The sequence below is a fragment of the Muricomes intestini genome (assembly GCF_004346165.1).
GTDB classification, from domain to species: Bacteria; Bacillota; Clostridia; order Lachnospirales; family Lachnospiraceae; genus Muricomes; species Muricomes intestini.
The window spans coordinates 1-26,376 of the sequence record NZ_SLZZ01000017.1 but is presented as its reverse complement, the minus strand read 5'-3'; the positions used below and the strand labels follow the sequence as shown (position 1 = coordinate 26,376).

Here is a 26,376-nt window from a genome sequence, read left to right as displayed (position 1 = left end):
TTGGGAGTAATAAAGAGATGAAGGAATACAGAAAAAAGAAAACAAAAGAAATATCATTTCCGTTAGGCGGAATAGGCAGCGGCTGCATAGGGCTGGCCGGAAATGGAATGCTGAAGGACTGGGAAATATATGGTCATCCTTATAAGAATACAGCAAATGCATTCTCACATATCATGGTTCGTGCAGAAAAAGAGGGAAAAGTGGTTGACAAAAGAGCACTTCACGGAGATTGGACGAATGCTGCAATTGGTGGTGAAACAAAGAATGTTTACCGGGGGAATGGCGGCTTTGGATATGGAATGGGCCCTTATCGGGGAACACTGGCAGGGGTTCCACATTTTGAAGATTGGGTGTTTAAAGGAGAATATCCATTCGCTGAGATAGATTTCACAGATGCAAATTTTCCGGGACAGGTGAAACTGAGAGCATTTAATCCTTTTATTCCACTTAATGATAAGGACTCTTCTTTGCCGGCAGCATTTTTTGAAATTGAGTTCATTAATAACTCAAAGGAGAAAATAGACTATACAGCTTTTTTTACTTTGAATAACCCCTTGCCTTATGGCACAACAAAAAATGAATTTCACACAGAAGACAAATTTTCCTACATTAGCTATGAATGTGAGGGCATGGATGAAAAGGCAACTATATGGGGAAACCTTTGTCTGGCTACGGATCATTCCGATATAAGCTGGCAGGAATATTGGTATCGGGGCCAGTGGTTTGATAGTTTAGGAGCTTTCTGGGATGATGTATCTGCCGGGGGAAAGCTACATAACAGAAGTTATCAAAGTATAGCTGGAAATGCTAAGAAACCATATATGCTAAATGGAGAAGAACCAGGAACCCTGGCAGCCCATTGTGAGCTAAATCCTGAAGATAGAAAAGCAGTACGCTTTATTATTTCCTGGTATTTTCCAAACTGTGTCAATGCATGGAACCCTGAAAAAGGGAAAAAGGAGCCAACTATATGGAAGAATTATTATACAAAGCTTATAAATAGTTCAAACGAATGTGCAAGATATTGTATTGAGAACTGGAAACGTTTGTACAATGATACTCAATTATTTAAAGATGCATTATTTCAAACGAGTTTGCCTTCAGAGTGTATGGAGGCTGTTTCTTCTAACCTGTCAATTCTTAAAACAGCCACATGTCTTCGTTTGGAAAATGGTGAATTTTATGGATTTGAAGGAAGCGGACTGGAAGAAGGAATTTGTGAAGGAAGCTGTTCTCATGTGTGGAATTACGCATATGCCTTACCCTATTTATTTCCCAAATTGGAAAGAAGTATGAGAGAATTGGATTTCAAATACAATCAGAGGGAAGATGGAGCAATGTCCTTTCGCCTGATGCTACCCCTTGGAAGAAAACGATTTGATTTCAGACCCTGTGTTGACGGACAAATGGGGGGAGTGATTAAGACATGGAGGGAATATTTACTGTGTGGCGATAGGACTTGGCTAGAGCAGCAGTGGAATGGCGTGAAAAAAAGTATTGAATATGCCTGGGCAGATACTAATGAGGACAAATGGGACGAGAACCAGGATGGAGTTATGGAGGGCAGACAGCATCATACTATGGATATGGAGTTGTTTGGGCCCAGTGGATGGCTGAATGGATTCTATTTGGCAGCCTTACTTTCTGGCAGTAAGATTGCCAGCGAATTGGGTTACAAAAGAGAGGAAAAAAAATATCTGGAGTTATTTAAAAAGGGGAAGAAATGGACAGATGAGAATTTATTTAATGGAGAATATTACATTCAGCAAATTGATTTAAAAGATAAGTCGTTATTGAGAAGATACGATAAGATTCTATCTATTGATGGATTTACAGCGGAAGATGCATACTGGAATGAGGAAAAAAGGGAGATAAAGTATCAAATAGAAAATGGCTGTGCAACGGATCAGGTGATTGCTCAATGGCATGCCAATCTTTGTGATCTAGGGGATATTTTTGACAAAGAAAAAGTGAGGTCGGCACTGCGCTCAATCTATAAGTATAATAGAGTAAAATGTGCAAGAAATTCATTCAATGCAGGAAGGGTATATGCATTAGATGACGAAAGCTATGTGAAAGTATGTGGATGGCCAGAAAATGCTAGAAGGCCTTCTGTTCCATTGACTTATGCTGATGAGGTTTTCTGTGGTTTGGAATATCAGGCTGCTGCACATATGATTCAGGAGGGCATGTTGGAAGAAGGGTTTGACATCGTGAAAAAAACCAGAGAGCGGTTTGACGGTGAAAAAAGAAATCCATGGAATGAGTTTGAATGTGGGAGTAACTATGCAAGGAGCATGGCGAGTTTTTCGCTGATACCCTCTATAAGTGGTTATAAGGTAAATATCTCTAGGGGCTATATTGGTTTTGACCCTTCTTCAAAGGAAGTACCTTTTACTGTCTTTTTTAGTATGGAAACAGGCTGGGGGCTGTATACATTAACAGAGAGTTTGCTATCACTTAAGTTACTTTATGGTAATCTCCAAATGTGTGAGTTTGGACTTCCCAAGGGAGTGACACCAAAAGAGGCAAAGGTTAGTGGAAAAGAAATGGAGTATCAATTGAAAAAAGATAGAATTTGCTTTTTTAGTATAGTCAAATTGGATGCTGAAAATGAACTTAAAGTCACTATTAACTAGGAGGATATGAAAAATATATGGAGATGCAGTGTTACATAAGAGATTATCCAAGACCACAGTTTGTTAGAAAAAATTGGGAGCTGCTGAATGGTGAATGGGATTTTGCTTTTGATGATAATAATATTGGCGAGAAGGAAGGATGGTTTAAACTATTTCCGGAAGCACAAAAAATAGAGGTGCCATTTACCTATGAGACGAAAGCAAGCGGAATTGCAGATGAATCCATCCATGAGAACATCTGGTATTCAAAAAAAATATATATAGGGGAAAAGTGTTCTGAAGAGAATTTGATTCTACATTTTGAAGGAAATGATTATAGAACAAAAGTATGGATAAATGGTATACATATAGGTGTCCATGAGGGCGGGCATACAAGATTTAGCCTAGATATTTCACAACATGTAATTAAGGGTATCAATAACATTGTGGTAAAGGTTGAAGATAGCCTGGATCCACAGCAGCCAAGGGGAAAGCAGCGCTGGCTGGAAAACAGCTTTGGATGCTGGTATGTGCAGACAACTGGAATATGGAAGTCTGTCTGGATGGAGCGTGTTCCTGTGATTAGTATTAAAGGTGTCAAAATGACACCTGTTGTAGAGCGGGGCAAGTTAGAATTAGAGTATGATATATTGAATACATTAAATGATAATACAACAGATATTGATGTAGAAGCAACAATTTCATTTAAAGGGAGAAAGGTCGCGAAAAGCAGAGTAATGGTTGATAAAAATGTAATTCGTGACACAATTGATTTACGAGGGGTGAATTATACAGGTACAGAATGGGGAATAGAAGTCTGGACTACTAAAACCCCCAATTTGTATGATATAGAATTTCATTTATATGTCAATGAAAAATTGGAAGATGTGGTGGAATCCTATTTTGGCATGAGGGAGATTCGAATTGATGGACCAAATATTCTACTGAATGGATGCCCAATTTATCAGAAGCTAATTCTGGATCAAGGCTATTGGGAGGAATCTCATTTAACGCCACCAAATGAGGAGGCTCTAATAGTGGACTTAGACAAGATAGTTGAACTTGGTTATAATGGGATTAGAAAACATCAAAAAATCGAAGATGAACGGTTTCTGTACTGGTGTGATGTGAAAGGAATTCTTGTTTGGAGTGAGGCACCGTCAAATTATGTATATTCTGATAGGTCTGTAACCATGTTTATCAAGGAGTGGATGGAAATGGTAAAACAAAATTACAACCATCCCTGCATAATTACGTGGGTCCCTCTCAATGAATCGTGGGGCTTTAAGAATGTGGAAACAGACCGGATGCAACAACATTTTTCAGAAGCCGTTTATCATCTCACGAAAAGCATAGATAAATATAGGCCTGTAGTTGTAAATGATGGTTGGGAACATACAGTTTCGGATATTATTACTTTACATGATTATGAAGAGTCTGGAGATGAATTTTTTGAACGGTATACGAAATTTAAGAATGAAATTCTTGATACATCTGTATACCATTGCAGAGGGAAGTCTGCTTTCGCAAATGGGTATCAATATAATGGTCAACCGATTATGATTAGTGAGTTTGGTGGGATTGCCTTTAGTGGAGATGAATCAGGATGGGGCTATGGTAATAAAGTTGAATCAGAAGAAGAATTTATTGACAGGTTTGATAAAATCACCTCAACAATTAAAAAAATCCCATATATCTGCGGTTACTGCTACACACAAGTTACAGACGTGCAACAAGAAACTAATGGTTTGCTGGACATACATAGAAAAGCTAAAATTGATCCTGAAATCATTCGCAAAATTAATGAAAAAATGAAATGAAACAGGTTCACCTTGACAATTTTCTCTTCCTGTTAGAAAATAAAGTTGTACTATTGAACGGTATTCTAAAAGGAGAGAAGCAAAATGAAAATTGGCATTGGAAATGATCACTCGGCCTTGGAAATGAAGGCCGAGATTATTTCGTTTTTGAAAGAAAGAGGACATGAAGTTGTCGATTACGGGACAAACTGCGGGGACAGCTGTGATTATCCCACCTATGGTGAGATTGTGGGGCGGGCTGTCGTCAATCATGAGGTGGATCAGGGTATATTGATCTGCGGAACAGGACTTGGAATTTCACTGGCTGCAAACAAGGTGAAAGGTGTGCGCGCCGCGGTATGCAGTGAACCTTTCACAGCACGCATGGCAAGGATGCATAACAATTGTAATATACTGGCATTTGGCTCCAGGGTAATTGGAGTGGAGCTTGCAAAGATGATTGTGGAAGTATGGCTGGACACTGATTTTGAGGAAGGCGGACGTCACCAGAGAAGAGTGAACATGATCACTGAAATAGAGGAACGCTGGGAGTAGGCATCTTATCCGTGTCAGGAGAGGGAGACCAATTTATGCCAAAAACAATTTTAGAATATAATACTGTTTCTTTGGATGAAAAAAACAGTGCGCTGGTAATCGTGGATCAGACACAGCTTCCCGGCAGGATTGAAATGCTTTCGCTGACGGAGGTGGAGGACATCTGGGAAGCTATTTACCTCTTGAAGGTCAGAGGGGCGCCGGCAATCGGTGTGGCTGCAGCCATAGGAGTATATGTGGCGGTAAAAAATGCTGAAGTTTCTGACATGCAAGTGTTCTATGAAAAGTTCCGGAAGGCAAAGGATTATCTGGCTACGTCCAGACCTACGGCGGTAAATCTTTTCTGGGCATTGGACAGAATGGACTCGGTGGTGAAGGAGCATATGGATTCCGAAATCGATGAGGTGAAAGAATTATTACGTCTGGAAGCTGTCAATATCCGCAGCGAAGATATCGAGGTGTGCCGCAGGATAGGGGAGAATGCTCTTACTCTTGTAAAGCCGGGGGATGGACTGCTCACACACTGCAACGCGGGACAGCTGGCAACGGTAAAATATGGAACAGCAACGGCCCCCATGTATCTGGGACAGGAAAAAGGCTACGGCTTCCACATTTATGTTGACGAGACAAGACCTTTGCTGCAGGGTGCCAGGCTCACGGCATTTGAGCTTCAGGAGGCAGGGCTGGATGTGACTCTTATCTGTGATAATATGTCAGGGGCAGTTATGAAAAAAGGGCTGATAGACGCAGTATTCGTGGGCTGTGACCGGGTTGCTGCCAACGGAGATACGGCAAATAAGATTGGCACCTCCGTAGTAGCGGCTGTTGCCCGGCACTATGGAGTTCCATTTTACGTATGTGCGCCCACATCCACGATTGACATATCCCTGTCTGGAGGGGACAAAATCCCTATAGAGGAGCGCCCGCCCGAGGAAATTACGGAAATGTGGTATGAAAAGAGAATGGCACCGAAAGGTGTCAAAGTATATAATCCGTGCTTTGATGTGACGGACCATGAATTAATTACAGGTATTGTGACAGAATATGGAGTCGTGCAGGCCCCCTATGAGGTGTCTATTAAAAATCTGGTTCAGCGGCCAGATCCTCAAGGACTTCCTCCACAGAATCCGTTACATAAGTAGAATAGTAAGCAATCCCCGGCGCCGCATTTGACATTGCATAGCTGGTGCCGGCAAGCTGAAGCATTTCCACATCATTGTACTGATCTCCAAAGGCCATGCATTCTTCCGGCTTTATATTGAAGAGACTCATCAGATCCTGAAGAGCAGTTCCTTTGTTAGAGCCCGGTGCAATGAAGTCAATCCAGAGATTTCCCGAAGTTACAACTTTTATCTCGTCCCCGAACATATCCTGGAGATATTTAAGATATTTATCTATGATATGGACACCGTCTTTCATATTACAGACAGCAATTTTCAAAATGGGGCCTTCTACCTTTGAAACATCCTCCACAATCTGTGTAGTATTTTTCATCACATTTACAATATGGTTGACAAATGCCAGGTCATGGTTCTCTATAAAGCAGGAATCTTCTCTGGACAGTACGATTTCAAAATGTGCCTGTCTTTTAATCTCCGCGATGATTCTTGCAGCCAGATCATCGGCAATTGTGGTCCGGGAGATGACCGTTCCCTGATGTACACAGATGGAGCCGTTCTCTGCTATATAAGAAATTTCATCTTTAATCTCATCAAAGAGTCTTCTCAGGTTGTCATACTGCCTTCCGCTGGCAGCCACAAAATGTATCCCTTTTTGTGTAAGCTCATGTATCAGTTCTACGGCACGTGGGGTAAGCTTCTGAGCACCCCCCTGAAGGAGTGTGCCATCCAAATCACTTGCCACTAACTTAATCATAATAAACCTCCTATTATTCAATTACAGTTGGGTGAGGCGGATTTAAGCCTGTAACTGTAAAGCAGTGAACCACATCCGTGCAGAAAGGTTGTACTTCTTATATATTACCCTAAAAGTGACAGATTGTATAGCCTTGTTCTCCGGGAAAATGTGTGATACTATCCTATAGTAGGAAAAATAGAAAGCAGAGGGATAACATGAATCAATATGATGTAGTGATAATAGGTGCCGGTCCGTCTGGTATTTTCTGTGCATATGAATTAAAGCGTCAGAATCCGGATATAAAGGTACTGATGATTGAGAAGGGACGTTCCATTGAGGAGAGAAATTGCCCTAAAAGGAAAACAAAGGTCTGTGTCGGCTGTCAGCCCTGCTCAATCACAACGGGATTTGCAGGGGCCGGTGCATTTTCGGACGGTAAATTGTCCCTGTCACCGGATGTCGGAGGAACCCTTCCGGAAATCCTGGGCTATGAAAAAGCAACGGAACTGATCAATGAGGCGGACAGCATTTATCTGCAGTTTGGTGCAGATAAGAAGGTGTACGGCATTGAGGACCAACAGGCGATTACAGATATCCGTACAAAAGCAATACGGGCGAACTTAAAGCTCATTGAATGTCCAATCCGCCATCTGGGAACAGAAGAGGGGTACAAGATATATACCCGCCTGCAGCACCATCTCCTGGATGCAGGTGTGGAGATTCTATTTAGAACTATGGTGACAGATATTATCATCGAGGACGGCGTTGCCAAGGGAGTTATAACGGATAAGAGTGAGACTTACTATGCACCGGAGATTGTTTCCGGAGTGGGCCGTGAGGGTTCAGAATGGTTCTCCCATGTGTGTAAGGGGCACAGTATTGAGACGAAGAACGGAACCGTGGACGTAGGTGTCCGCGTGGAAGTCCGGGACGAAATCATGAAAGAATTAAATGATAAACTGTATGAAGCCAAACTGGTATACTACACACCGACCTTTGATGACAAGGTGAGAGTGTTCTGTACAAATCCATCCGGAGAGGTAGCAACAGAGTATTATGAAAACGGACTGGCTGTTGTAAACGGTCATGCCTATAAGTCCCAGGACATGAAGACGAACAACACGAACTTTGCCCTTCTTGTGTCAAAGAATTTCACAGAACCCTTCAAATCCCCTATTGAATATGGTAAACAGATTGCCCAGTTGGGAAATATGCTCAGCGGAGGCTGTATTTTACTTCAGAGATATGGGGATTTCAGAAGAGGCAGACGGACTACGGAAGAGAGACTGATGCGCAACAATATTACACCGACCCTGAAGGATGCAGTGCCGGGGGATCTCTCTCTTGTATTTCCTCACCGTATTATGGTAGCTATTGATGAGATGATTAAGGCTTTGGACAATGTAACACCGGGAATTGCCAGTGATGAGACCCTTCTGTATGGTGTAGAGGTGAAATTCTATTCAAATAAAGTCCTTGTGAATGAGAAGTTTGAGACAAATGTTAAGGGGCTTCGGGCTATGGGAGACGGTGCCTCCGTGACCAGAGGACTGCAGCAGGCCTCAGCCAACGGGCTGTGTGTGGCAAGGGCAATTTTAGAAAAAGGTTGTATATCGCAGGAAAATTAAATATAATGATGTGGGGGTCAAAAGGCCATGCTTTTCCATGCAAGCATGAAACGCATGGCCTTTTGACCCCGGTATCATATAATGTTACTGTAACTATTCAGGAGGGCAGAAACATATGGGAAAATATTTTGGAACAGACGGTTTTAGAGGCGAAGCAAATGTGGTACTGACTGTAGAGCATGCTTTTTTGGCAGGGCGCTACCTGGGTTGGTATTTCGGGCGTGAGCATAAAGCGAGAATTGTGATTGGAAAGGATACGAGAAGGAGCAGTTATATGTTTGAATATGCGTTGGCATCCGGCCTTACAGCATCGGGGGCAGATGCTTACCTGCTCCATGTAACTACGACTCCCAGTGTGTCTTACGTAGTGCGGACAGAAGATTTTGACTGTGGAATTATGATTTCAGCAAGCCACAATCCGTTTTATGACAATGGCATTAAGATTATTAATGGACAGGGACACAAGATGGAGGCGGAGGTAGAAGAAAAAATTGAAGATTATATCGACGGGAAGATTGAAGAACTGCCTCTGGCGATAAAAGAGAACATAGGCCGCACAATCGATTACGCTGCCGGAAGAAACCGCTATATCGGACATTTGATTTCCCTTGCAACCCGCTCTTTTAAGGATATGAAGATTGGACTGGACTGCGCAAATGGAAGTGCTTTCAGTATTGCCAAGAGTGTTTACGATGCTTTAGGTGCCAAAACTTATGTTATAAACAATGACCCGGACGGGACAAATATTAACACAAACTGCGGTTCTACCCACATAAAAGTGCTGCAGCAGTTTGTGAAGGACAATAAGCTGGATGTAGGATTTGCGTTTGACGGCGATGCAGACAGATGTATCGCTGTAGATGAAAATGGAGATGTGGTAAATGGAGATTTAATTCTGTACATCTGTGGAAAATATCTTATGGAGCAGGGACGTCTTGCGGACAACACCATCGTCACTACCGTGATGTCAAACCTTGGACTTTATAAAGCCTGCGATAATATAGGAATGAGATACGAGCAGACTGCCGTGGGAGATAAATATGTATATGAAAATATGCTGCAGAACGGCTATGTGCTTGGCGGAGAGCAGTCCGGTCATATTATTTTCAGCAAATATGCAAAAACTGGCGATGGTATTCTGACTTCACTGATGCTCATGGAAGTCATTATGGAGAAGAAGCAGACCCTGGCTCACCTGTCTGAAGAAGTGAAGATTTATCCCCAGCTGCTACAGAATGTCCGGGTGACAGATAAGAAAACCGCAAGAGAAAATCCGGCAGTGATTAAGGCAATAGGAGAAGTGACAGAAGCGCTGGGAAGTGACGGAAGGATTCTTGTACGTGAGAGTGGAACAGAGCCGGTTCTCAGGGTTATGGTAGAAGCGCCTGCTGATGATATCTGTGAAAAATATGTAAAGCAGGTAGTAAAAGTCCTGGAAGCTGAGAAGCTGGTTGCTGAAGCATAAAGTGCGGAGGAAACCGCAGGTTTTCGAGCCTGATATCCTGCGATTGTGTGAAAAACTGAAAGCTAAATAAACATTGCCAAATCATTATATTTGAATTGACATAGACATGATAAAGCAATAATATGATGTAGGGGTTAAAAGGTATTTTGACCCCTACATCATATTAACAGTCCCTTGATTATATTTCACAGGTGTTTGTCTGTGCAAATTAACTTCTGCTCCACAATATCTGAATAGATTTCACCGCCATCGTCACCTAAATCTGCTACATGTATCACATCTGAATAAATCACTTCTTCCTTAGAGTTCTCCAAGAGATTTTCCAATACATTTTCTTTTGTAAGTATTTTATCTTCATTAAAATGAACCTTTGCATCTTTTTGAAATAGGGCCGCATAGAAGATATTGGATTCTACAATGTCCTGGAAAAAATGGCTTCCGTAGGATAATTCAGGCATCAGGCCCAGGCTGTCATAGGAAACCTCACATATGGCATCCATATTGCAGAGATCTGTAAAGCGGACGGGCACGCCCAAAGATGGTGTGGTAGTGCCCCAGCGCCCGGGGCCAACAAGGATGGCATGCTTATTTTTTAATATATGGTTTAACACTCCTATCTGATTGGCTATAGCATATTTCTGTGATTCATTTAACTCTAAATAGGGTTTGATTTTGACGAAAACAATGTATTGTACCGGGAGTCTTACATTTCCTCCCATAAAGTTTCCGGCAGAAGCAAAATAATAATGGGATTTGTCCAGTCTTTCGGGAAACTTAATGGTTTTTCCCAGTCCTCTGGTTTGGAGCGGACGGCATTGCAGCAGATTAATCCGGTAACGCTCCTTGTCTTTAAAATTGCAGGTAAACTCAATGTCCACAGGGTAGTCGTAAACTGCAGACAGTATAGTCAAAATATCTTCCATGACCTTCGCAAAATCTGTATGGCGCAGCAGGCGGGAGAAGTTGATGATATCGGGAATTTTCCGGCCTCTCTGCCCGGTTTCCCTGAACTGCCTGGCAAGTTCATGATCAGGCTCGAGAAAAAGACGGATATTTGTTTTCAAGGGCAGTTCTGCAGCTTCCTCCAGTGAAATAGTCTGAAACTTGTTTTCCTCCAGATTGATTACGTCCACATAATGTTGAGAAAACTTTCGCTCATCTCCATAGGCAAGCAGGGGAGGCCTCTCCGGTTTGTCAAGAGTGATAATCCGTGGATAATCGGTGTTCACCCTATCCACGGCTCTGGTGCCCATTCCAAATACGAGGCGGAGCATGCCTTTGGAGGAATCAGTATTTTTATCCCAGACAAACAGGTTTGATGAATTTCCAACGCCCGCACAGTGGGGAAAGAAGTAACTTCCGTGATAATCTCCTGAAACTCTCTGCACCAGAAGGGCCATCTGCTCGTCCTTTTGCGCCAGCCCTCTGTTTTGGCGGTACTCAAGTGCCTCCCGGTTCATAGTGCTGGCATATACTTTGCGGACGGCTTCCATGAAAGCACTGTAACGTTCTTCCGGGGTCCCCTGGTTGGGGCAGAAAACACTTTCATACTTTCCTGCGAAAGCATTTCCAAAATTGTCCTCCTGCAGAGAGCTGGAGCGGATAATGATAGGCGACTGTCCGAAATATTCCAGCATCAGCATAATCTGCTCTTTGATGGTAGTCGGAAAATTGCCTGCCATTAACCTTTCCTGAAGCTTGGGGGCAGCTGAAAAATATTTATCCTTCTTTTTCTGTTCCATGCGGAGATGCCAGCAGCCATTCTGTACGATGTAAGTGTAGAAGACATCGGAGCCTATATAGTAAGAGTCGTGCATTTCCAGATAACCTTTGCATATGTGAGGCGTCCTTGTCTCCAGGATTTTCCGCGCAAGCAGCATACCTATTGACTTTCCGCCGATATATCCTGTTCCGATTTCCCTGGCTTCGATTTCTATTAGGTCCTTTAAAGTAAAATATTCCCGGCACAGAGAAGTAATACGGGATTCCTTTCCGACCAGGAGATTAAGGAGAGTATCTTTTGTAGGAGCCTGCTCTGACAAGGGGGCGTCCAGGTAAGGCTTTGCTTCCTCAAAAAGAATATCCCAGTAATCCAGTTTCTTTGTCTGAATCTGCAGCGTAGAAAAGAGTTCAGCAGTGCTGGCACTATCGGTAATACACTCTGCCGTGGACTCTGTCAGCAGGTGGGGGAGAAACATAACCGGGGAATAGCGCTCCCACACTTTTAAAGGGTGGAGATAGTATTGGCGGTCGATGGTATAGAGGTTCAGAAGAACCTGGGTGACCTCCCTGATACGCGCAACAGTATCCTGTGCATGTGCATTCCTGTAAAGGGCGAAATACGCGACAGTATCCAACTCAAACAGGTAGGGACAGGTGACCTGGAAAAAGTTCCCCGTCATCAGGTCAGAACACCAGTATTTTTGAAGCTCGCTAAGGCAGTCAAATACATAAAAAGCCTGCCGTCCTTCGAAGGTAATAATGCGGTAAACTGCACTGGTGAAGGACTCAAAGCCTACTCCTGCATTAAGGGTATATATCTGGAAATCAGCCCCTGCCCCGCGGAGGGCAGACTCGTCCACCAACCGCGGATGATCCCCGAAATGTATGTAAATAAGGCGTCTGTTATCGTTTACAGCCTGGCACACAAATCTATTTGCGACAAAGGCGTAGGCTTCTAAAGAATCCACCTGCCAGACCACATTGTCGCCAAGACGGAGGAAATCAATTACGGTATCCGCCCCCTGAAGACCTGTACTAATACGATTTATACTATTCATAGGTACCCCCCATTTCGCTAAAGAACTTTAGTTACCATCAGTGTACCATAAATGAAAGAAAGGTTCTAAATAAATATTTAGGAAAGCAAAAATATTGTAACAGTTCAGCCTGCCCATGTAAGCTTGCATGCAAAGGACAGGCTGTGAATATTTCCATCCGGCATTTAGCCGCAGTGAGACACAAGACCCCAGAATCACTGACTGACAATGACTGTGGGATATCCTGCTCTTTTTAGACGCTGTTCCATTGCCGTTGCGTCTTCCAGTGTATTAAAGCGCCCTACCCGTACCCGCATAAGACCGTTGGAAGCATCAATGTAAGCGGGGAAGTCCTGTTCAAGCAGCTCGTTTAAAAAACGATTTGCATAGGTCGGATTGCGAAAAGCTGCAGTCTGAACACTATATTCTGTAGAAACAGTAGTACTGCTTGTATTCAGGGTTTCAGCGATTCCGTCGGCGATTGCCTGGGCAATCTCGTCAAAGTGCTCGTCGAACAGCTGGTTGTCTGTATTGGAGTTGATAAAGCCGACCTCTACCAGAACTGCCGGCATCCTGGTGCGGCGCAGAACAACAAGGTTTGGCCGGGCAGTGATTCCCAGATTTTCGAATCCTATATCTTCCAGCCGTGCATTGATATTTTGTGCCATCTGGAATTTGATTCCCTCTTCATTGTAAACGAGAGATTCTACCCCAGATACTACATTGTCGGTAGGAAATGAATTGCGGTGAATAGAAACAAAATAATCTACTCCTGCATTGTTGGCCTGCATAGCTTTTTCATAAGGTGATTCATAGACATCGGTTGTTCTTGTGTAATCCACGTCGAAACCACGGTTCTCCAGGATCGGACCCAGGGCCAGCACAAGTCGCAGTGTATCGTCCTTTTCCTGACGGCCGTTGTATACAGCTCCCGGGTCACGGCCGCCGTGTCCGGCATCTAACATGATTGAAGGCATAATCAAAAGTCCTTTCATAATTGTTCTATTTTATGTTATGTAGAAATATAAAAGAAGTTCCTTTATTTTTGTGATATCTCTGTTTTGTTGTGATAATATAAGTGTAATGATCCAGGAGAAAATATATATGAAGGGAGTTTGTGAAATGAAACTAATCGTGGTAGGCCCGGGAGGGAAAATGGGGAGTCTGATTACGCAGATTGCCGCCGGAAAGGATAATATAGAGTTGATTGCGGGTGTAGGTCCCGTAGGGCGTGACTATATCGGCAGAGACCTTGGACAGGTCGCAATGACCGGGACTAATCTTGGAGTTCCGGTGGTAGATAATCTTCAATCTGTTATTGATGACTGCGATGTTATTATTGATTTTTCGACAAGAGAAATGGGGCTGGAAGTTCTAAAGCTATGTATTGCTCACAAGAAAGGTCTTGTGTGTGGGACGACGGGTTTTTCTTCAGACGAAATACAATGTTTTCAAGATGCAGGGAATGAAATTCCTGTGCTCTATGCGGCTAATACTTCCAAGCTTGTAAATGTAATGAATAAGCTTCTGGAAATTACGGCAAAGACAATCGGCCGGGAAGCTGATATTGAAATCCTGGAAATGCATGACCAGTGGAAGAAAGACGCTCCGAGCGGAACTTCAAAAGAGATGGGAGAAATCATGGCTCATGTCATGGGAAAAGAGCTGGAGGATATTGCGGTCTACGGGAGGCACGGTATGGCTCCCAGAGAAAAGGGAACCATTGGTTATCATTCCCTTCGGGCAGGCAACATACCCAGCAGCCATACAGTATATTTTGGATTTATGGGAGAACGGCTGGAAATTACCCACCATTCTTATAACTGGGAATGCTTTGCAAGAGGCGCATGTGACTGTGCTGTATACCTGGACGGAAAAGAGCCGGGGTTTTATACCATTCAGGATGTGCTTCAGATATAGATATTGTAATTATTCAGGAAGGCAGCGCCCAACTGGTCTGCCCTCCTGAAAATGGTGTGTTCTTTAGTTTTCTTCATTCTGAATATTCACCGCAGTCCTGTCTTCCGGCAGATATACATGGACACTTTCAATACGGTTCTTATCGAGACATTCCACAACCAGCCGGATTCCATTTTCTGTTATGACCTCATCTCCGACTTCGGGAAGCCTGTCCAGATATTCGATGATGAGTCCTCCCAGAGAATCATAATCTTCAGATTCCAATTCAAGATCCGATTCCAGATCTAACCGTTCATTAACATCATCAAGACTCATAGAACCTTCTACGATGTACTCATTTTCACCAAGCTGTCTTACAAACTCCTCCTCATGGGCGTCATATTCATCACGAATCTCTCCTACGATTTCTTCAAGTATATCTTCCAGGGTAATCAGTCCGGCAGTCTCGCCATATTCATCAAGGACGATGGCAATGTTAAAAGAAGCACTTCTCATCTCTACCAGGAGTTCGGAGACATTTTTATACTCGTAAGTGAAATATGCCTCACGCAATATGTCCCGTACACAAAAACTTTCCTTACTTTCGAATAACAGCAAATCTTTCATATTAATAATACCAATGATATTATCTGTGGTCTCTTCATATATGGGGAGCCGTGTGTGCTTATCTTCTTTGAAAATAGCAATCAGTTCTTCATAAGTACTGTTTATATCTGCAAATGTTACATGAATACGCGGAACCATGACATCTTTGGCATAGACATCTCCCAGATCGAACACATTGTAGATCATCTCTTTTTCTTCAGATTCAATAACTCCGTCCTCATGTCCCTCATCCACTATGGTACGCAGTTCTGCCTCTGTTATAGTACTGTTTTTTGTATCCGGGTCAATCCTAAATAAGAACAATATCCCCCGTGAGAGAATATTGATAATAAAAATAAAAGGTGTCATTAATGTCATAAAAACTTTTATTACACGTATGCAAGACAATGAACGTTTTTCTGAATTTGCGGCTGCTATATTCTTGGGGACAATTTTGCCAAATACAAGAATTGCAACAGTGATGATGGCAGTTGCAATGCCCACCATGTAACCGCCGAAATCATAAGCCAGTGTAGCTGACACAGCGGAGGCAGTTATGTTAACAACATTGTTGCCGATCAGGATTGCGCTTAATATCTTACGGGAATGGTTGTCCAGTATATCTAATACCATTTGAGCCCGCTTATTTCCCTCCTCTGCCAGAGAACGCATACGGATTTTGTTGACAGTAGTAAGTGCTGTCTCTGCAGATGAAAAAAAGGCAGACAACATTAGTAATAAAATTAATATGATAAATCGTATGGCATCATCCGAGTCCAATTAAATGTTCACTCCTTCATTAGATTTATTCCCGCGGGCAGCGAGCCAAGCGGAAATGCTTGCATTTCCATTTGGCGACTGCTGCGGGGTCTTTGACTCAAGCAGAACCAGCAGAACCGGGGCAGTTTACCTGATTTGGTGTCGCCTGCAAAGTAAAAATATATACATAAAATAAATATACATCATTTAATTTGCTTTTGCAAGCCTGCCACAGCGAAATGCAGCAGAGCCCAATGTTATAGTTCAGTTGAATTTCCTTGAGGTTTGTTGTATGATTGGAAAAAGAAGAGTTCAAAGGAAATGGAGAACATTTATGGTTTTATATGAAGAGCTGTGTAATATACTGGGAGAGGAGAAGGTACTTACAGATGAACCTATGAGCAGGCATACTACATTCCAGGTTGGCGGACCTGCTGATTATTTCGTTATACCTGGCAGCCCGAAGGAAATAAAGGAACTAATTGTTTCCTTAAAGCACAAGAATATCCCGTATTATATCCTTGGAAATGGAAGCAATTTGCTGGTAGGGGATAAAGGATACAGAGGAGTTATCATATATTTGTATAAGAACCTGAACAGGATCAGGACAGAAGGAAGTCATATTCATGCACAGGCCGGCGCCTTGCTTTCTAAGATTGCTGCGGAGGCGCTGGACAAAAGCCTGACAGGTTTTGAATTTGCCTCCGGTATTCCGGGAACTATGGGCGGGGCTGTCATGATGAATGCGGGGGCATACGGCGGTGAGATGAGCCATGTTCTGGAGAGCACCACAATTTTGACACAGGAAGGGGAGATAAAGACTTTGTCAGTGGACGAATTGGAACTGGGGTACAGAACTAGTATTATTGCAAAAAACGATTACGTAGTTCTTGAGGCGGTAGTTGGTCTGACACCGGGAAATGCCGATGAAATCCGTGCTCTTATGGAAGAACTGAAGCAAAGACGTGTGACGAAGCAGCCTTTGGAGTATCCAAGTGCAGGAAGTACATTTAAACGCCCTGAGGGGTATTTTGCAGGAAAGTTGATTGATGACGCAGGCTTAAGAGGCTTCCGTGTTGGGAATGCACAGGTTTCGACGAAGCATTGCGGATTCGTGATAAACTTAGGGGGGGCAACGGCGAAAGAGATTGTTGATTTAATGAATCACGTTATAGACCAGGTAGAGGCTGATTCAGGCGTGAGACTGAACCCTGAAGTGAAACGGATAGGAGAATTTTGACATGAGATTTGTAATTGTTACCGGCATGTCAGGAGCGGGGAAATCCACAGCCTTAAAGGTTCTGGAGGATAAAGGATATTTTTGCGTGGATAATCTTCCCATACCTTTGATGACTAAATTTGCAGAAATGTTTTCCGCTGGGGATACTGAGATCGACAAGGTCGCATTGGGTATAGATATCAGGGGCGGCCAGGCTTTTAAAGGACTGGAAAGAGAGCTCGGTCAAATTGACAAAATGGGAATACATTATGAGATTCTTTTTCTGGATGCGGCAGATGATGTTCTTGTAAAAAGGTACAAAGAAACAAGGCGTCAGCATCCTCTGGGAGGTATGGGACACATCGATGTGGGGATTGCAAAAGAAAGAGAGAAGATTGCGTTCTTAAAAATGCAGGCTGCGTATATACTTGATACAAGTAAGATGTTGACAAGGGAGCTGAGGCTGGAGCTTGAAAAAATCTTTGTAGAAGGAAAAGATTTCAAAAATCTTTATATAACAGTGATGTCCTTTGGGTTTAAATACGGAATTCCCAGGGATGCCGATCTGGTATTTGATGTCCGGTTTTTGCCTAATCCGTATTATATTGAAGAGCTGCGTCCGAAAACCGGAAATGACCCTGAGGTTCAAAATTATGTTATGGACAATGATAAGGCCAGGGAATTTATGGATAAACTGACAGAAATGATTGACTTTCTTATCCCCAATTATATCCTGGAGGGAAAAAATCAGCTTGTAGTTGCTGTGGGATGCACTGGCGGCAAGCATCGTTCGGTAACTCTATCAAATGCCTTATACCAATATCTGGAGCCGAAGGGAAGTTATGGAGTACGTATCGAACACCGGGACATTGGGAAGGATGTAATAACAAAGGAGAAATAGGGAGAGCAAGATGTCATTTTCAGGAAAGGTGAAAGAAGAACTTTCAAGACAGTGGAATACAGCAAGGCATTGTCAGATTGCAGAATTGGCAGCGTTAATTAGTCTGTGCGGCTCCATATTTACCGACAGTTATGGCCGTTATAGCATAAAGGTTCATTCGGAAAATCTGGCTGTTGCAAGAAAGTGCTTTACATTAATAGAAAAAACATTTAATATAGAAGCTGATATCTCTACTCGAAGAAATATATTAAAGCAAAGTGTTTCTTATGCTGTGATTGTAAGGCGGCATGAAGATGCGCTTCGCATCCTTCAGGCAGCAAAGCTGACAGACGAGCATCAGTCGGGAACTGAAAAAGCTTACAGTGTAAATCCGCTGGTGATACAGCAGACTTGCTGCAGACGCTCCTTTATCAGAGGCACTTTTCTTGCCGCAGGCTCGATGAGTGATCCAAACAAATCATATCATTTTGAGATTGTCTGTGCTTCTGAGGGACTGGCACATCAGATTCAGGAAATCATATGCGGGTTCTCTATGGACGCAAAGATTATCCGGAGAAAAAAGTCATATGTTGTGTATTTGAAGGAAGGTTCTCAGATAGTAGATATACTGAACATCATGGAAGCGCATATTTCTCTGATGGAATTAGAAAATGTCAGGATTCTGAAGGAGATGCGCAACACTGTAAATCGTAAGGTAAATTGTGAAACTGCCAATATCAACAAAACAGTATCAGCCTCTGTTAAACAGGTGGAGGATATTACATATCTGAGAGATACGATAGGTTTTGGAAAATTGTCGGAGGGACTTGAGGAAGTGGCGCTTGCCCGCCTTACTCATCCTGACGCGACCCTGAAAGAGCTGGGGAAACTTTTATCACCGCCCGTTGGAAAGTCTGGCGTGAACCACAGACTTCGCAAGCTGAGCGAAATGGCAGAACAGGCAAGGCAAAAGCAAGGAGGATTATTATGATTGAAACACCGGTTGTTGTAAAACATGAAGAGGCACTTGACGGAAGACCAATCGCATTGTTAGTACAGGAGGCAAGCCAGTACGCAAGTAAAATATTTATCCAGGTGAATGGAAAGAAAATCAATGCAAAGAGTATTATGGGGATGATGAGTTTAAGCCTTACAGACGGCGAGAAGCTTACGGTTGTAACAGAAGGGGAAGATGAGCAGAAAGCTGCAGAAGGGATCAAAACATTCCTGTGTAAGCAGTAGCAGCTAATTGTGTTGCTGGCTGATTGCTACTTTGAAAATAGAATAAAGAATGAAAAGAGGTTGTACTTTTGTGCAGCCTCTTTTATAATGGTGTCATATAAGCAAGAAGAACGGTGGGCCGCGCATCCCTTCGGGGAATTCGCAGTATCCATTTTGGTATAGTGGAGGACTTAGAATATATGAAGAAAATGCTGTTTATTTACAACCTAAATGCAGGCTTAAGCCTGCTGAAACCTAAATTATCCGAGGTGCTGGACATTTTTGTTAAAGGGGGATACGAGGTGACTGTATACCCTACCCAGCGTTATCATGATGCGCTTACCAAAACATTTTCCTATGAGGAAGACTATGATATGGTGGTTTGCAGCGGCGGTGATGGGACTCTGGATGAGGTAGTGACCGGAATGCTCAAAAGGGAGAAACAGGTTCCTATAGGTTATATTCCAGCAGGAACAACGAATGACTTCGCAAATAGCCTTCATATCTCAAAGAATTTGCTGGAGGCAGCAGATACCGCGGCAAACGGTGTCCCTTTTTCTTGTGATGTGGGTGTTTTTAATGATGACTTTTTTGTCTATATCGCAGCTTTCGGACTGTTTACAGATGTATCATATGAGACAAAGCAGAGCATGAAGAACGTGCTGGGGCATTTGGCTTATGTCCTGGAGGGTACAAAGCGGATTTTTAACATTCCCTCCTATCACATTAAGGTAACTCATGATGGAGAGACGATAGAGGATGAATTTGTGTATGGAATGGTGACCAATTCACGGTCTGTCGGCGGTTTTAAAGGCATTATCGGCAAAGATGTGGTGTTTGATGACGGACAGTTTGAAGTCACATTGATTAAAGCGCCAAAGAATCCAATAGAACTGAATGAAACGATTGGTGCACTTGTACTGAAACAAATTGATTCCAAGCATATGTATTCTTTCCGCTCCGGTGATATCTGCTTTGAGTCTGTGGAAGAGATTCCATGGACATTGGATGGCGAGTTTGGCGGTGAGCATGATGAGGTAGTAATAAAGAATAAGAAGCAGGGGTTGAAGATTATGGTGGCGGAGAAGAACCTTAAAAGGCTGGTTGGGGGCAAAAAAGCTTTGACAGAGAAAAACAATTTATCTGATTTTGAATGATATTTAAATAAACACTACAAAAGTACGGCAGACCCGATATTTTTACATTTACCCTTTTATATTGAATCAGTATGATAAATTATATAAAATATAAAAGGAGGCTTTTTATGTGGTATGAAGGAGCAAAGACAAAGGAAATTTCTTTTCCCTTAGGCGGCATAGGTACTGGATGTATTGGTCTGGGAGGTAATGGAGGACTTGTAGATTTTGAAATAAAAAATAGGTCGAACAAAAATACAACGGCTGAATTTACTCATTTTGCTGTAAAAGTGGAGAATGAGGAACATGTTATTGACTGTAGAGTTCTGCAGGGAGACCTAAACAAGAATTATATCGGATGTACAGAACGTCCTCTATATACAGGCTATGGTTTCGGACCAGACAGGGGAACCATGGCTGGATTCCCTCATTTTGAAAAGGTAGATTTTTATGGTGAATATCCAATCGCAGAGGTGAACTTTTTCCACGAAAAATTTCCGGGAGCTATTAAAATGACTGCATTTAGTCCGCTGATTCCCACAAATGAAGATGACAGCTCAATTCCGGCAGCATTTTTTGAAATAGAGATAGAAAATACAACATCAAGCAAACTGAAATATACGGTTGCCTTGTCTTGTAATAATTTTTACAGTCAAACAAAAACAGCACATCTCTATGAAAAACAGGATAAGATTTCTTATATTTTTCTCGGAAATAATGAAACAAAGAATACAACAGAGTATGGAGATTTGACTATTGCCACAGACTGTACGGAGGTAAGCTATCAGGAATATTGGTTCAGAGGAAGATGGTTCGACAATTCTTCAGTATTTTGGAATGAATTTTCACAATATGGTAAGCTGAAAAACAGGACTTATAAAGAAAGCCGAAAGAATCCGGGTTCTGATGGGTCATCGGATACAGCGACGCTCGCTGCGCATATAAACCTGAATTCCGGAGAAAGAAGAAGGGTGAGGTTTATACTGTCCTGGTCAAATCCTTATATGCATAACTTTTGGGAGATTACGCATATAGGCTTAACAAAAGAAGAGATTGCGCAAAGGCGTGCAAAGAAATGGAAAAATTATTATGCTGTGTTGTTTCCAACGTCTAGGGACAGTGCAATATATGGCATGAAGAACTTTAGCCAATTATATAAGAACACAGACCTTTATCGAAAAGCTATGTTCAGCTGTACACTTCCTGAGGAAGTACTGGATGCAGTAACTGCAAATATAGCGGCTTTGAAATCTCCTTCCTGCCTGCGCCTGGAGGACGGTTCTTTCTATGGATTTGAGGGTGTACATGCACATGTGGGCTCATGTGAAGGGACGTGTACTCATGTGTGGTCTTACGCTTATGCTCCGGCTTTTTTGTTTCCGGCATTAGAGAGAAGTGCAAGAACAAATGAATATACATATTCTATGCAAAAGGCTGGAGGGCTGGCATTCCGGGTTCAGCTCCCTCTGGGTGAACCTCCCAGTAATCATCGCCCGGCAGTAGATGGTCAATATGGAAGTGTGCTGAGAGTATATAGGGAATTTCTTATTTCAGGAGATATAAATTGGCTGAAAGGTATTTGGCCTGAGGTAAAAAGAAGTGTTGAGTATGCCTGGGACAAGGAAAACATTGATCAGTGGGATATGAACCGGGATGGGATTATGGAAGGAAGGCAGCACCATACACTTGATATGGAGTTATTCGGTCCAAATGCATGGCTGAGTGGCATGTATTTAAGTGGATTGCTGGCAGCAGCAAAAATGGCACAAGTTTTGGGGGATCAAGAGGCGCAGTCTGTATATATGTCAATCTTCCATTCAGGAAAAGAAAGATTGAATCATATGCTGTTCAATGGAGAATATTTTTATCAAAAGGTAAATCTCAAGGACAAAGCTATGTTGGAAAAGTTCCATGAAGGATTTAGTATGCATGATCCAGATGCTGTGGCTAGTTATTGGAATACCGAGGCAGAAGAAATGAAATATCAGGCAGGAGAAGGATGTATGATTGATCAGGTACTGGGCCAATGGCATGCAGATATGTTAAACTTGGGAGAGGTGTTTGAAGAAGAGAAGACCAGGCTGGCGCTTCATTCTATTTATAAATATAACTTTATTGGCAATATGAGAGAGTTTGTGAATCCCTGCAGAATCTACAGTATGAATGATGAACGAGGGACTGTGATATGCTCATATCCAGAGAATAGAAAAATGCCTTTTATTCCGGTGCCATATGCGGGAGAAACAATGACAGGATTTGAATATCAGGCGGCCAGCCATATGATTAGGAAGGGGCTGATTGCGGAAGGGAGAGAGTGTGTAAAAGCAGTAAGAGACAGATATGATGGAGAAAAAAGAAATCCTTGGAATGAAATAGAATGTGGCAGTAACTATGTAAGATCTATGTCCAGCTATGCATTGCTTTTAGCGTACAGCGGGTTTAGCTATGATATGTATCGCGGTGAGATTGGATTTCACCCGATAGAAAAAGGCGACTATAAATATTTCTGGTCCTTAGATACCGGATTTGGCACGGCAGGTTTAAAAAATGATATTTTCACTCTTCAGGTATGTTATGGACACTTAAAAATCAATTCTATAGATATCGAAACAGATGAGATAAGCAAAATCATATATGAAGGTAAGAAACTAGGGTATATAATACAGGATAAACAAGCTTTCACTTTGAAAATTATGTAAAAGTGTTTCAAGCATTTCCATTCGCACAGGTGATTTTCAACAGTATTAAAATTGCGGTAATTGTGGTAATTGCGAACTTATTTATTTCTACTATGGCAGGTTTTGCTTTTGCCAGAATCAAGTTTAAAGGGAAGAATGTTGTATTTTTGATTATTCTTGCGGGAATGATGATTCCAAGTCAGGCAAAACTGATTCCGACCTATCTTGTAATGTCAAAGATGGGACTTGTAGGAACACATTGGTCATTAATTTTACCTGCGATTATTAACCCTATAAATATTTTTTTTGTCCGGCAGTATATGATGACCATCCCAGGGAGCTATGAGGAAGCGGCATATATAGATGGGGCAGGACGTTTTACGATTTATTTACGGATCTTTCTTCCTATGTCAAAATCCGTAATTATTATGACTTCCATGCTGACATTTCTGGCTTCATGGAATGATTTCCTAAATCCTTTGATTTTCCTTTCTAAATATGACAAAATGACGCTTCCGCTAGGACTGAAAACATTAAGCGGTGCTATGGCAACAGGAAGCACATCTGTGATTCTGGCAGGAGTTGCGATTTCATTAATAATTCCCACCTTATTGTATATATTCGGGCAGAAGTATATTTTGCAGAGTGTGGTGATGTCGGGACTAAAGAGTTAAAGAAGGGGGAATGTTATTATGAGCAAATATTTGAATAAGGAACAAATTGAAAAAAACACAAAAAGATATACCAATAAGGAACAGGCTTTCCGGGCTCTTCTGGGAGGAATTGGAACAGGAAATATCTCCATAGATGGGTCTGCGAGATTATGTGATTTTGAGATTCACAATCATCCTGATAAGAAACTGAAAATACCGTATACATTTTTTTCTCTATGGAGCCATATAGGCGATGAGATAAAAGCGATGGTACTGGAGGCTGCTCCTGAGGGTATTAGTGATAAAGCACTTGGGCATCCTACCGGGGAGCTAATAGGGCTTCCCCGATTTGACAGATGCAGTATCTCAACACAGTATCCCTTTTATCAATTTTCTTTGGAGAGAGACGGATATCCCCTGAAGGTTAGCTTAACAGCATATACGCCATTTATCCCTTTGAACAGCCAGGATTCAGGAATACCGGGGTTTCAGATGAAATATCAAGTTGAAAATACTGCAAAACAACCGGCGGAAGTATCAATATGTGGAACAATGTACAATGATATCGGATTTACAGCTTATGATGGATTTGATAAACTATTGCAAAAGGGGAAACCGGTTAATACTGAAAAGGCATGGGCTGGACTGAAGGGAATTTTGTTTGACAGTGAAGAACTTGCGCGAGAAGATCCTACATATGGGACTATGATGCTTGCTTCAGTAAATCAGAATGTTACAGTGAAACCGCAATGGCAGCTGGGAGGCTGGTGGGATGGAGCAGAAGAATTCTGGCAGGATTTCAGAACGGATGGGGAACTGAGTACAGATGTGGAAACCACGGCAGCGGGCTCTAATATTCAGGCTACAGATATTCCTCGTCTGGTTGGTTCTGTTGCAGCAAAAGAAATTATCCCCCCGGGAGAAACAAAAGATTTTGTTTTCTATTTTACATGGAATTTCCCCAATCGTTATGGTTGGTGGCCGGATGGGCATGCAGATGTTTCAGATACATCACATATGAAAATATGGAAGAATTACTATAGTACCGTGTGGAAAGATGCGGCGGATGTGATGCATTACCTCACTGTGCAGGAAAAAAGACTGTACAGGGAAAGCAGAATGTTTGCCGATGCTTTGTACAGCACTACCCTGGATGAGGACATAATAGAATCACTGGTTTCGGCAATTACGGCACTCAGATCTAATACTTGTTTTCGGATTGGAGATGGTAGATTTTTTGCTTGGGAGGGATGCTTCGATCATGCGGGCAGCTGCGCAGGAACATGTACACATGTTTGGAATTATGCACAGGCTTTGGCGTTTTTGTTTCCTGAATTAGAAATTAGTGCAAGGGAAACAGAATTTCTGGAGGAAACTGACAAGGAAGGGAGTATGGCTTTTCGTGCGAAGAGACTTTTGGACGGCAGGAAATGGGATATGCTCCCCGCAACCGATGGTCAGCTTGGAGCTATTGTAAGGGTATATCGGGAGTGGATGTTAACAGGAAATGACAATTTTCTGAGGAAGGTATGGGAGAAAGTCGTTCTGGTACTGGAATTTTCTTTAAAATACTGGGACAAAGACGGGGATGGTGTGCTGGACAGCCAGCAGCACAACACATATGACATTGAATTTTATGGTATAAATTCTCTAACGAACTCCATGTTGTATGCTGCATTGGAAGCTGGAGCTCGAATGGCGGACTACATGGGCGAAAAGAAGCTGGCAAGGAAATGGCGGAAAACGGCTCAAAAGGGAAACAGTAAAATGGATGATGAGCTCTGGAATGGGGAATATTACCAGCAAAAGATAAAAGATGTGGATTTCTATAAATATCAGTATGGGGCGGGATGTCTGTCAGATCAGCTATTTGGGCAGGAGTTGGCTCACATATGTGGTTTAGGATACATTCTACCGAAGGAACACGTAAAAAAAGCAGTGGAATCGATTTTTCGGTATAATTTCCGGGAAAGTTTAAGGGATCATGAAAGTGTACAACGCGCTTATGCTTATCAGGACGAGGGCGGACTTATATTGTGCAGTTGGCATAACGGTGGCAGGCCTAAACAGCCATTTGTATACAGCGATGAAATATGGACAGGAATTGAGTATCAGGTGGCTGTTCACTTAATTTATGAAGGGTTGATACCTGAAGCAATGAAAATTGTAAAAACAATTCGAAAAAGGTATGATGGAAAACGCAGAAGCCCATATGATGAACTAGAATGCGGTCACCATTATGCCCGTTCTATGGCTGCGTGGGGACTGTTAGTTGCATTATCCGGATATAAATTTGATATACCGAATCAGAAGATTTCATTTGCACCGAAAGTGAATGAAGATAATTTTACTTGCTTTTATTCTAATGGGGAAAGCTGGGGAGTCTATCATCAGGAAAGGCAGGATGCTGGGGAGATAATCTCAGAGATAGTTCCATTAGGTGGACCTAATATCCGATTCTGGTAACAGTTCAGCCATGCGAATTTTCGACAGCGTAGGCAGGAGAAAGCTTGTTTTCGTATGCATATGCTGCTGAAAATTCATATGGTGCTCTGCCACAGCGAGATGAAGCGCAGCACATGTCCTTGGTTAGCAACCGTAGTGTGGTTGTTTAACAAGGACGGTACCCTTGGGGTGGAATCGA

19 protein-coding genes are annotated in these 26,376 nt (G+C 42.4%); 15 read left to right on the top strand and 4 right to left on the bottom strand.

The features are described 5' to 3' along the window. Positions 1-17: 17 nt before the first annotated feature. From EDD59_RS11950 to mtnA, 4 genes are all read left to right on the top strand, one after another. Positions 18-2,639 (top strand): GH116 family glycosyl-hydrolase, encoded by a 2,622-nt coding sequence (locus EDD59_RS11950; RefSeq protein ID WP_132382153.1) that lies wholly within the window; start codon positions 18-20, stop codon positions 2,637-2,639. A 17-nt stretch (positions 2,640-2,656) separates the two neighbouring features. Further along, complete coding sequence (locus EDD59_RS11945; protein WP_243117415.1) at positions 2,657-4,438, top strand: glycoside hydrolase family 2 protein; 1,782 nt, start codon at positions 2,657-2,659, stop codon at positions 4,436-4,438. Between the two features lie 84 nt (positions 4,439-4,522). Beyond that, a complete protein-coding gene (rpiB, locus tag EDD59_RS11940) occupies positions 4,523-4,972 on the top strand; it encodes a ribose 5-phosphate isomerase B (RefSeq protein WP_132382151.1) in 450 nt (149 codons plus the stop codon). A gap of 35 nt (positions 4,973-5,007) precedes the next feature. Then, positions 5,008-6,114, top strand: coding sequence for an S-methyl-5-thioribose-1-phosphate isomerase (gene mtnA, locus EDD59_RS11935; protein WP_132382149.1), 1,107 nt, complete (start codon positions 5,008-5,010; stop codon positions 6,112-6,114). Here the strand turns inward: mtnA and EDD59_RS11930 are convergent. Continuing rightward, positions 6,050-6,847, bottom strand: a complete 798-nt coding sequence (locus EDD59_RS11930) for an HAD family hydrolase (protein WP_132382147.1) — start codon at positions 6,845-6,847, stop codon at positions 6,050-6,052. The two genes, mtnA and EDD59_RS11930, sit on opposite strands and share 65 nt — an antisense overlap. A 155-nt stretch (positions 6,848-7,002) precedes the next feature. Between EDD59_RS11930 and EDD59_RS11925 the strand changes: the two genes are divergently transcribed. Then, positions 7,003-8,457: an NAD(P)/FAD-dependent oxidoreductase gene (locus EDD59_RS11925; protein ID WP_279233361.1), complete on the top strand. Its 1,455-nt coding sequence runs from the start codon at positions 7,003-7,005 to the stop codon at positions 8,455-8,457. Between the two features lie 115 nt (positions 8,458-8,572). Then, positions 8,573-9,922 carry a phosphoglucosamine mutase gene (glmM, locus tag EDD59_RS11920; RefSeq protein ID WP_132382143.1) on the top strand — a complete coding sequence of 450 codons (1,350 nt, stop codon included), beginning with the start codon at positions 8,573-8,575 and terminating at the stop codon, positions 9,920-9,922. Between the two features lie 185 nt (positions 9,923-10,107). Here glmM and EDD59_RS11915 read toward each other — a convergent pair whose 3' ends face one another. Beyond that, the gene (locus EDD59_RS11915; protein ID WP_132382141.1) at positions 10,108-12,702 is read right to left on the bottom strand and encodes a PEP/pyruvate-binding domain-containing protein; all 2,595 of its coding nucleotides are present in this window, start codon (positions 12,700-12,702) and stop codon (positions 10,108-10,110) included. 194 nt (positions 12,703-12,896) lie between these two features. Continuing rightward, complete coding sequence (locus EDD59_RS11910) at positions 12,897-13,658, bottom strand: N-acetylmuramoyl-L-alanine amidase (protein ID WP_132382233.1); 762 nt, start codon at positions 13,656-13,658, stop codon at positions 12,897-12,899. Positions 13,659-13,785: 127 nt separating this feature from the next. Here EDD59_RS11910 and dapB point away from each other — a divergent pair, with 127 nt between their 5' ends. Beyond that, on the top strand, positions 13,786-14,601 hold the full coding sequence (gene dapB, locus EDD59_RS11905) for a 4-hydroxy-tetrahydrodipicolinate reductase (RefSeq protein WP_330572087.1): 816 nt from the start codon (positions 13,786-13,788) through the stop codon (positions 14,599-14,601). A gap of 63 nt (positions 14,602-14,664) precedes the next feature. Here dapB and EDD59_RS11900 read toward each other — a convergent pair whose 3' ends face one another. After that, positions 14,665-15,966, bottom strand: a complete 1,302-nt coding sequence (locus EDD59_RS11900; protein ID WP_132382139.1) for an HlyC/CorC family transporter — start codon at positions 15,964-15,966, stop codon at positions 14,665-14,667. Between the two features lie 313 nt (positions 15,967-16,279). Between EDD59_RS11900 and murB the strand changes: the two genes are divergently transcribed. The 8 genes from murB to EDD59_RS11860 all read left to right on the top strand — a co-directional run bounded on the left by murB (position 16,280) and on the right by EDD59_RS11860 (position 26,198). Then, positions 16,280-17,185: a UDP-N-acetylmuramate dehydrogenase gene (murB, locus tag EDD59_RS11895; protein WP_132382137.1), complete on the top strand. Its 906-nt coding sequence runs from the start codon at positions 16,280-16,282 to the stop codon at positions 17,183-17,185. Position 17,186: 1 nt separating this feature from the next. Next, entirely contained in the window at positions 17,187-18,065 is an 879-nt protein-coding gene (gene rapZ, locus EDD59_RS11890; protein ID WP_132382135.1) for an RNase adapter RapZ, read from the top strand. A gap of 10 nt (positions 18,066-18,075) precedes the next feature. Further along, positions 18,076-19,035 carry a DNA-binding protein WhiA gene (gene whiA / locus EDD59_RS11885; RefSeq protein WP_132382133.1) on the top strand — a complete coding sequence of 320 codons (960 nt, stop codon included), beginning with the start codon at positions 18,076-18,078 and terminating at the stop codon, positions 19,033-19,035. Next, a complete protein-coding gene (locus EDD59_RS11880) occupies positions 19,032-19,286 on the top strand; it encodes an HPr family phosphocarrier protein (RefSeq protein WP_132382131.1) in 255 nt (84 codons plus the stop codon). Before whiA ends, EDD59_RS11880 begins: the two co-directional genes overlap by 4 nt. Positions 19,287-19,465: 179 nt before the next feature. Beyond that, on the top strand, positions 19,466-20,422 hold the full coding sequence (locus tag EDD59_RS11875; RefSeq protein ID WP_132382129.1) for a diacylglycerol/lipid kinase family protein: 957 nt from the start codon (positions 19,466-19,468) through the stop codon (positions 20,420-20,422). A 107-nt stretch (positions 20,423-20,529) separates the two neighbouring features. Beyond that, positions 20,530-23,100, top strand: coding sequence for a GH116 family glycosyl-hydrolase (locus tag EDD59_RS11870; protein ID WP_165920929.1), 2,571 nt, complete (start codon positions 20,530-20,532; stop codon positions 23,098-23,100). A gap of 2 nt (positions 23,101-23,102) precedes the next feature. Beyond that, complete coding sequence (locus EDD59_RS11865) at positions 23,103-23,753, top strand: carbohydrate ABC transporter permease (protein ID WP_132382125.1); 651 nt, start codon at positions 23,103-23,105, stop codon at positions 23,751-23,753. A gap of 18 nt (positions 23,754-23,771) precedes the next feature. Further along, positions 23,772-26,198 (top strand): GH116 family glycosyl hydrolase, encoded by a 2,427-nt coding sequence (locus EDD59_RS11860; RefSeq protein ID WP_132382123.1) that lies wholly within the window; start codon positions 23,772-23,774, stop codon positions 26,196-26,198. Positions 26,199-26,376 lie beyond the last annotated feature (178 nt).

Excerpts from the sequence above, each read along its gene's own strand:
- EDD59_RS11930 (WP_132382147.1), bottom strand. The coding sequence starts at position 6,847 with ATGATTAAGTTAGTGGCAAGTGATTTGGATGGCACACTCCTTCAGGGG.
- EDD59_RS11910 (WP_132382233.1), bottom strand. The coding sequence starts at position 13,658 with ATGCCTTCAATCATGTTAGATGCCGGACACGGCGGCCGTGACCCGGGA.
- mtnA (WP_132382149.1), top strand. The coding sequence starts at position 5,008 with ATGCCAAAAACAATTTTAGAATATAATACTGTTTCTTTGGATGAAAAA.
- murB (WP_132382137.1), top strand. The coding sequence starts at position 16,280 with ATGGTTTTATATGAAGAGCTGTGTAATATACTGGGAGAGGAGAAGGTA.
- whiA (WP_132382133.1), top strand. The coding sequence starts at position 18,076 with ATGTCATTTTCAGGAAAGGTGAAAGAAGAACTTTCAAGACAGTGGAAT.
- rpiB (WP_132382151.1), top strand. The coding sequence starts at position 4,523 with ATGAAAATTGGCATTGGAAATGATCACTCGGCCTTGGAAATGAAGGCC.
- dapB (WP_330572087.1), top strand. The coding sequence starts at position 13,786 with ATGAAGGGAGTTTGTGAAATGAAACTAATCGTGGTAGGCCCGGGAGGG.
- EDD59_RS11945 (WP_243117415.1), top strand. The coding sequence starts at position 2,657 with ATGGAGATGCAGTGTTACATAAGAGATTATCCAAGACCACAGTTTGTT.
- EDD59_RS11950 (WP_132382153.1), top strand. The coding sequence starts at position 18 with ATGAAGGAATACAGAAAAAAGAAAACAAAAGAAATATCATTTCCGTTA.
- EDD59_RS11860 (WP_132382123.1), top strand. The coding sequence starts at position 23,772 with ATGAGCAAATATTTGAATAAGGAACAAATTGAAAAAAACACAAAAAGA.
- rapZ (WP_132382135.1), top strand. The coding sequence starts at position 17,187 with ATGAGATTTGTAATTGTTACCGGCATGTCAGGAGCGGGGAAATCCACA.
- EDD59_RS11870 (WP_165920929.1), top strand. The coding sequence starts at position 20,530 with ATGTGGTATGAAGGAGCAAAGACAAAGGAAATTTCTTTTCCCTTAGGC.
- glmM (WP_132382143.1), top strand. The coding sequence starts at position 8,573 with ATGGGAAAATATTTTGGAACAGACGGTTTTAGAGGCGAAGCAAATGTG.
- EDD59_RS11875 (WP_132382129.1), top strand. The coding sequence starts at position 19,466 with ATGAAGAAAATGCTGTTTATTTACAACCTAAATGCAGGCTTAAGCCTG.
- EDD59_RS11915 (WP_132382141.1), bottom strand. The coding sequence starts at position 12,702 with ATGAATAGTATAAATCGTATTAGTACAGGTCTTCAGGGGGCGGATACC.
- EDD59_RS11880 (WP_132382131.1), top strand. The coding sequence starts at position 19,032 with ATGATTGAAACACCGGTTGTTGTAAAACATGAAGAGGCACTTGACGGA.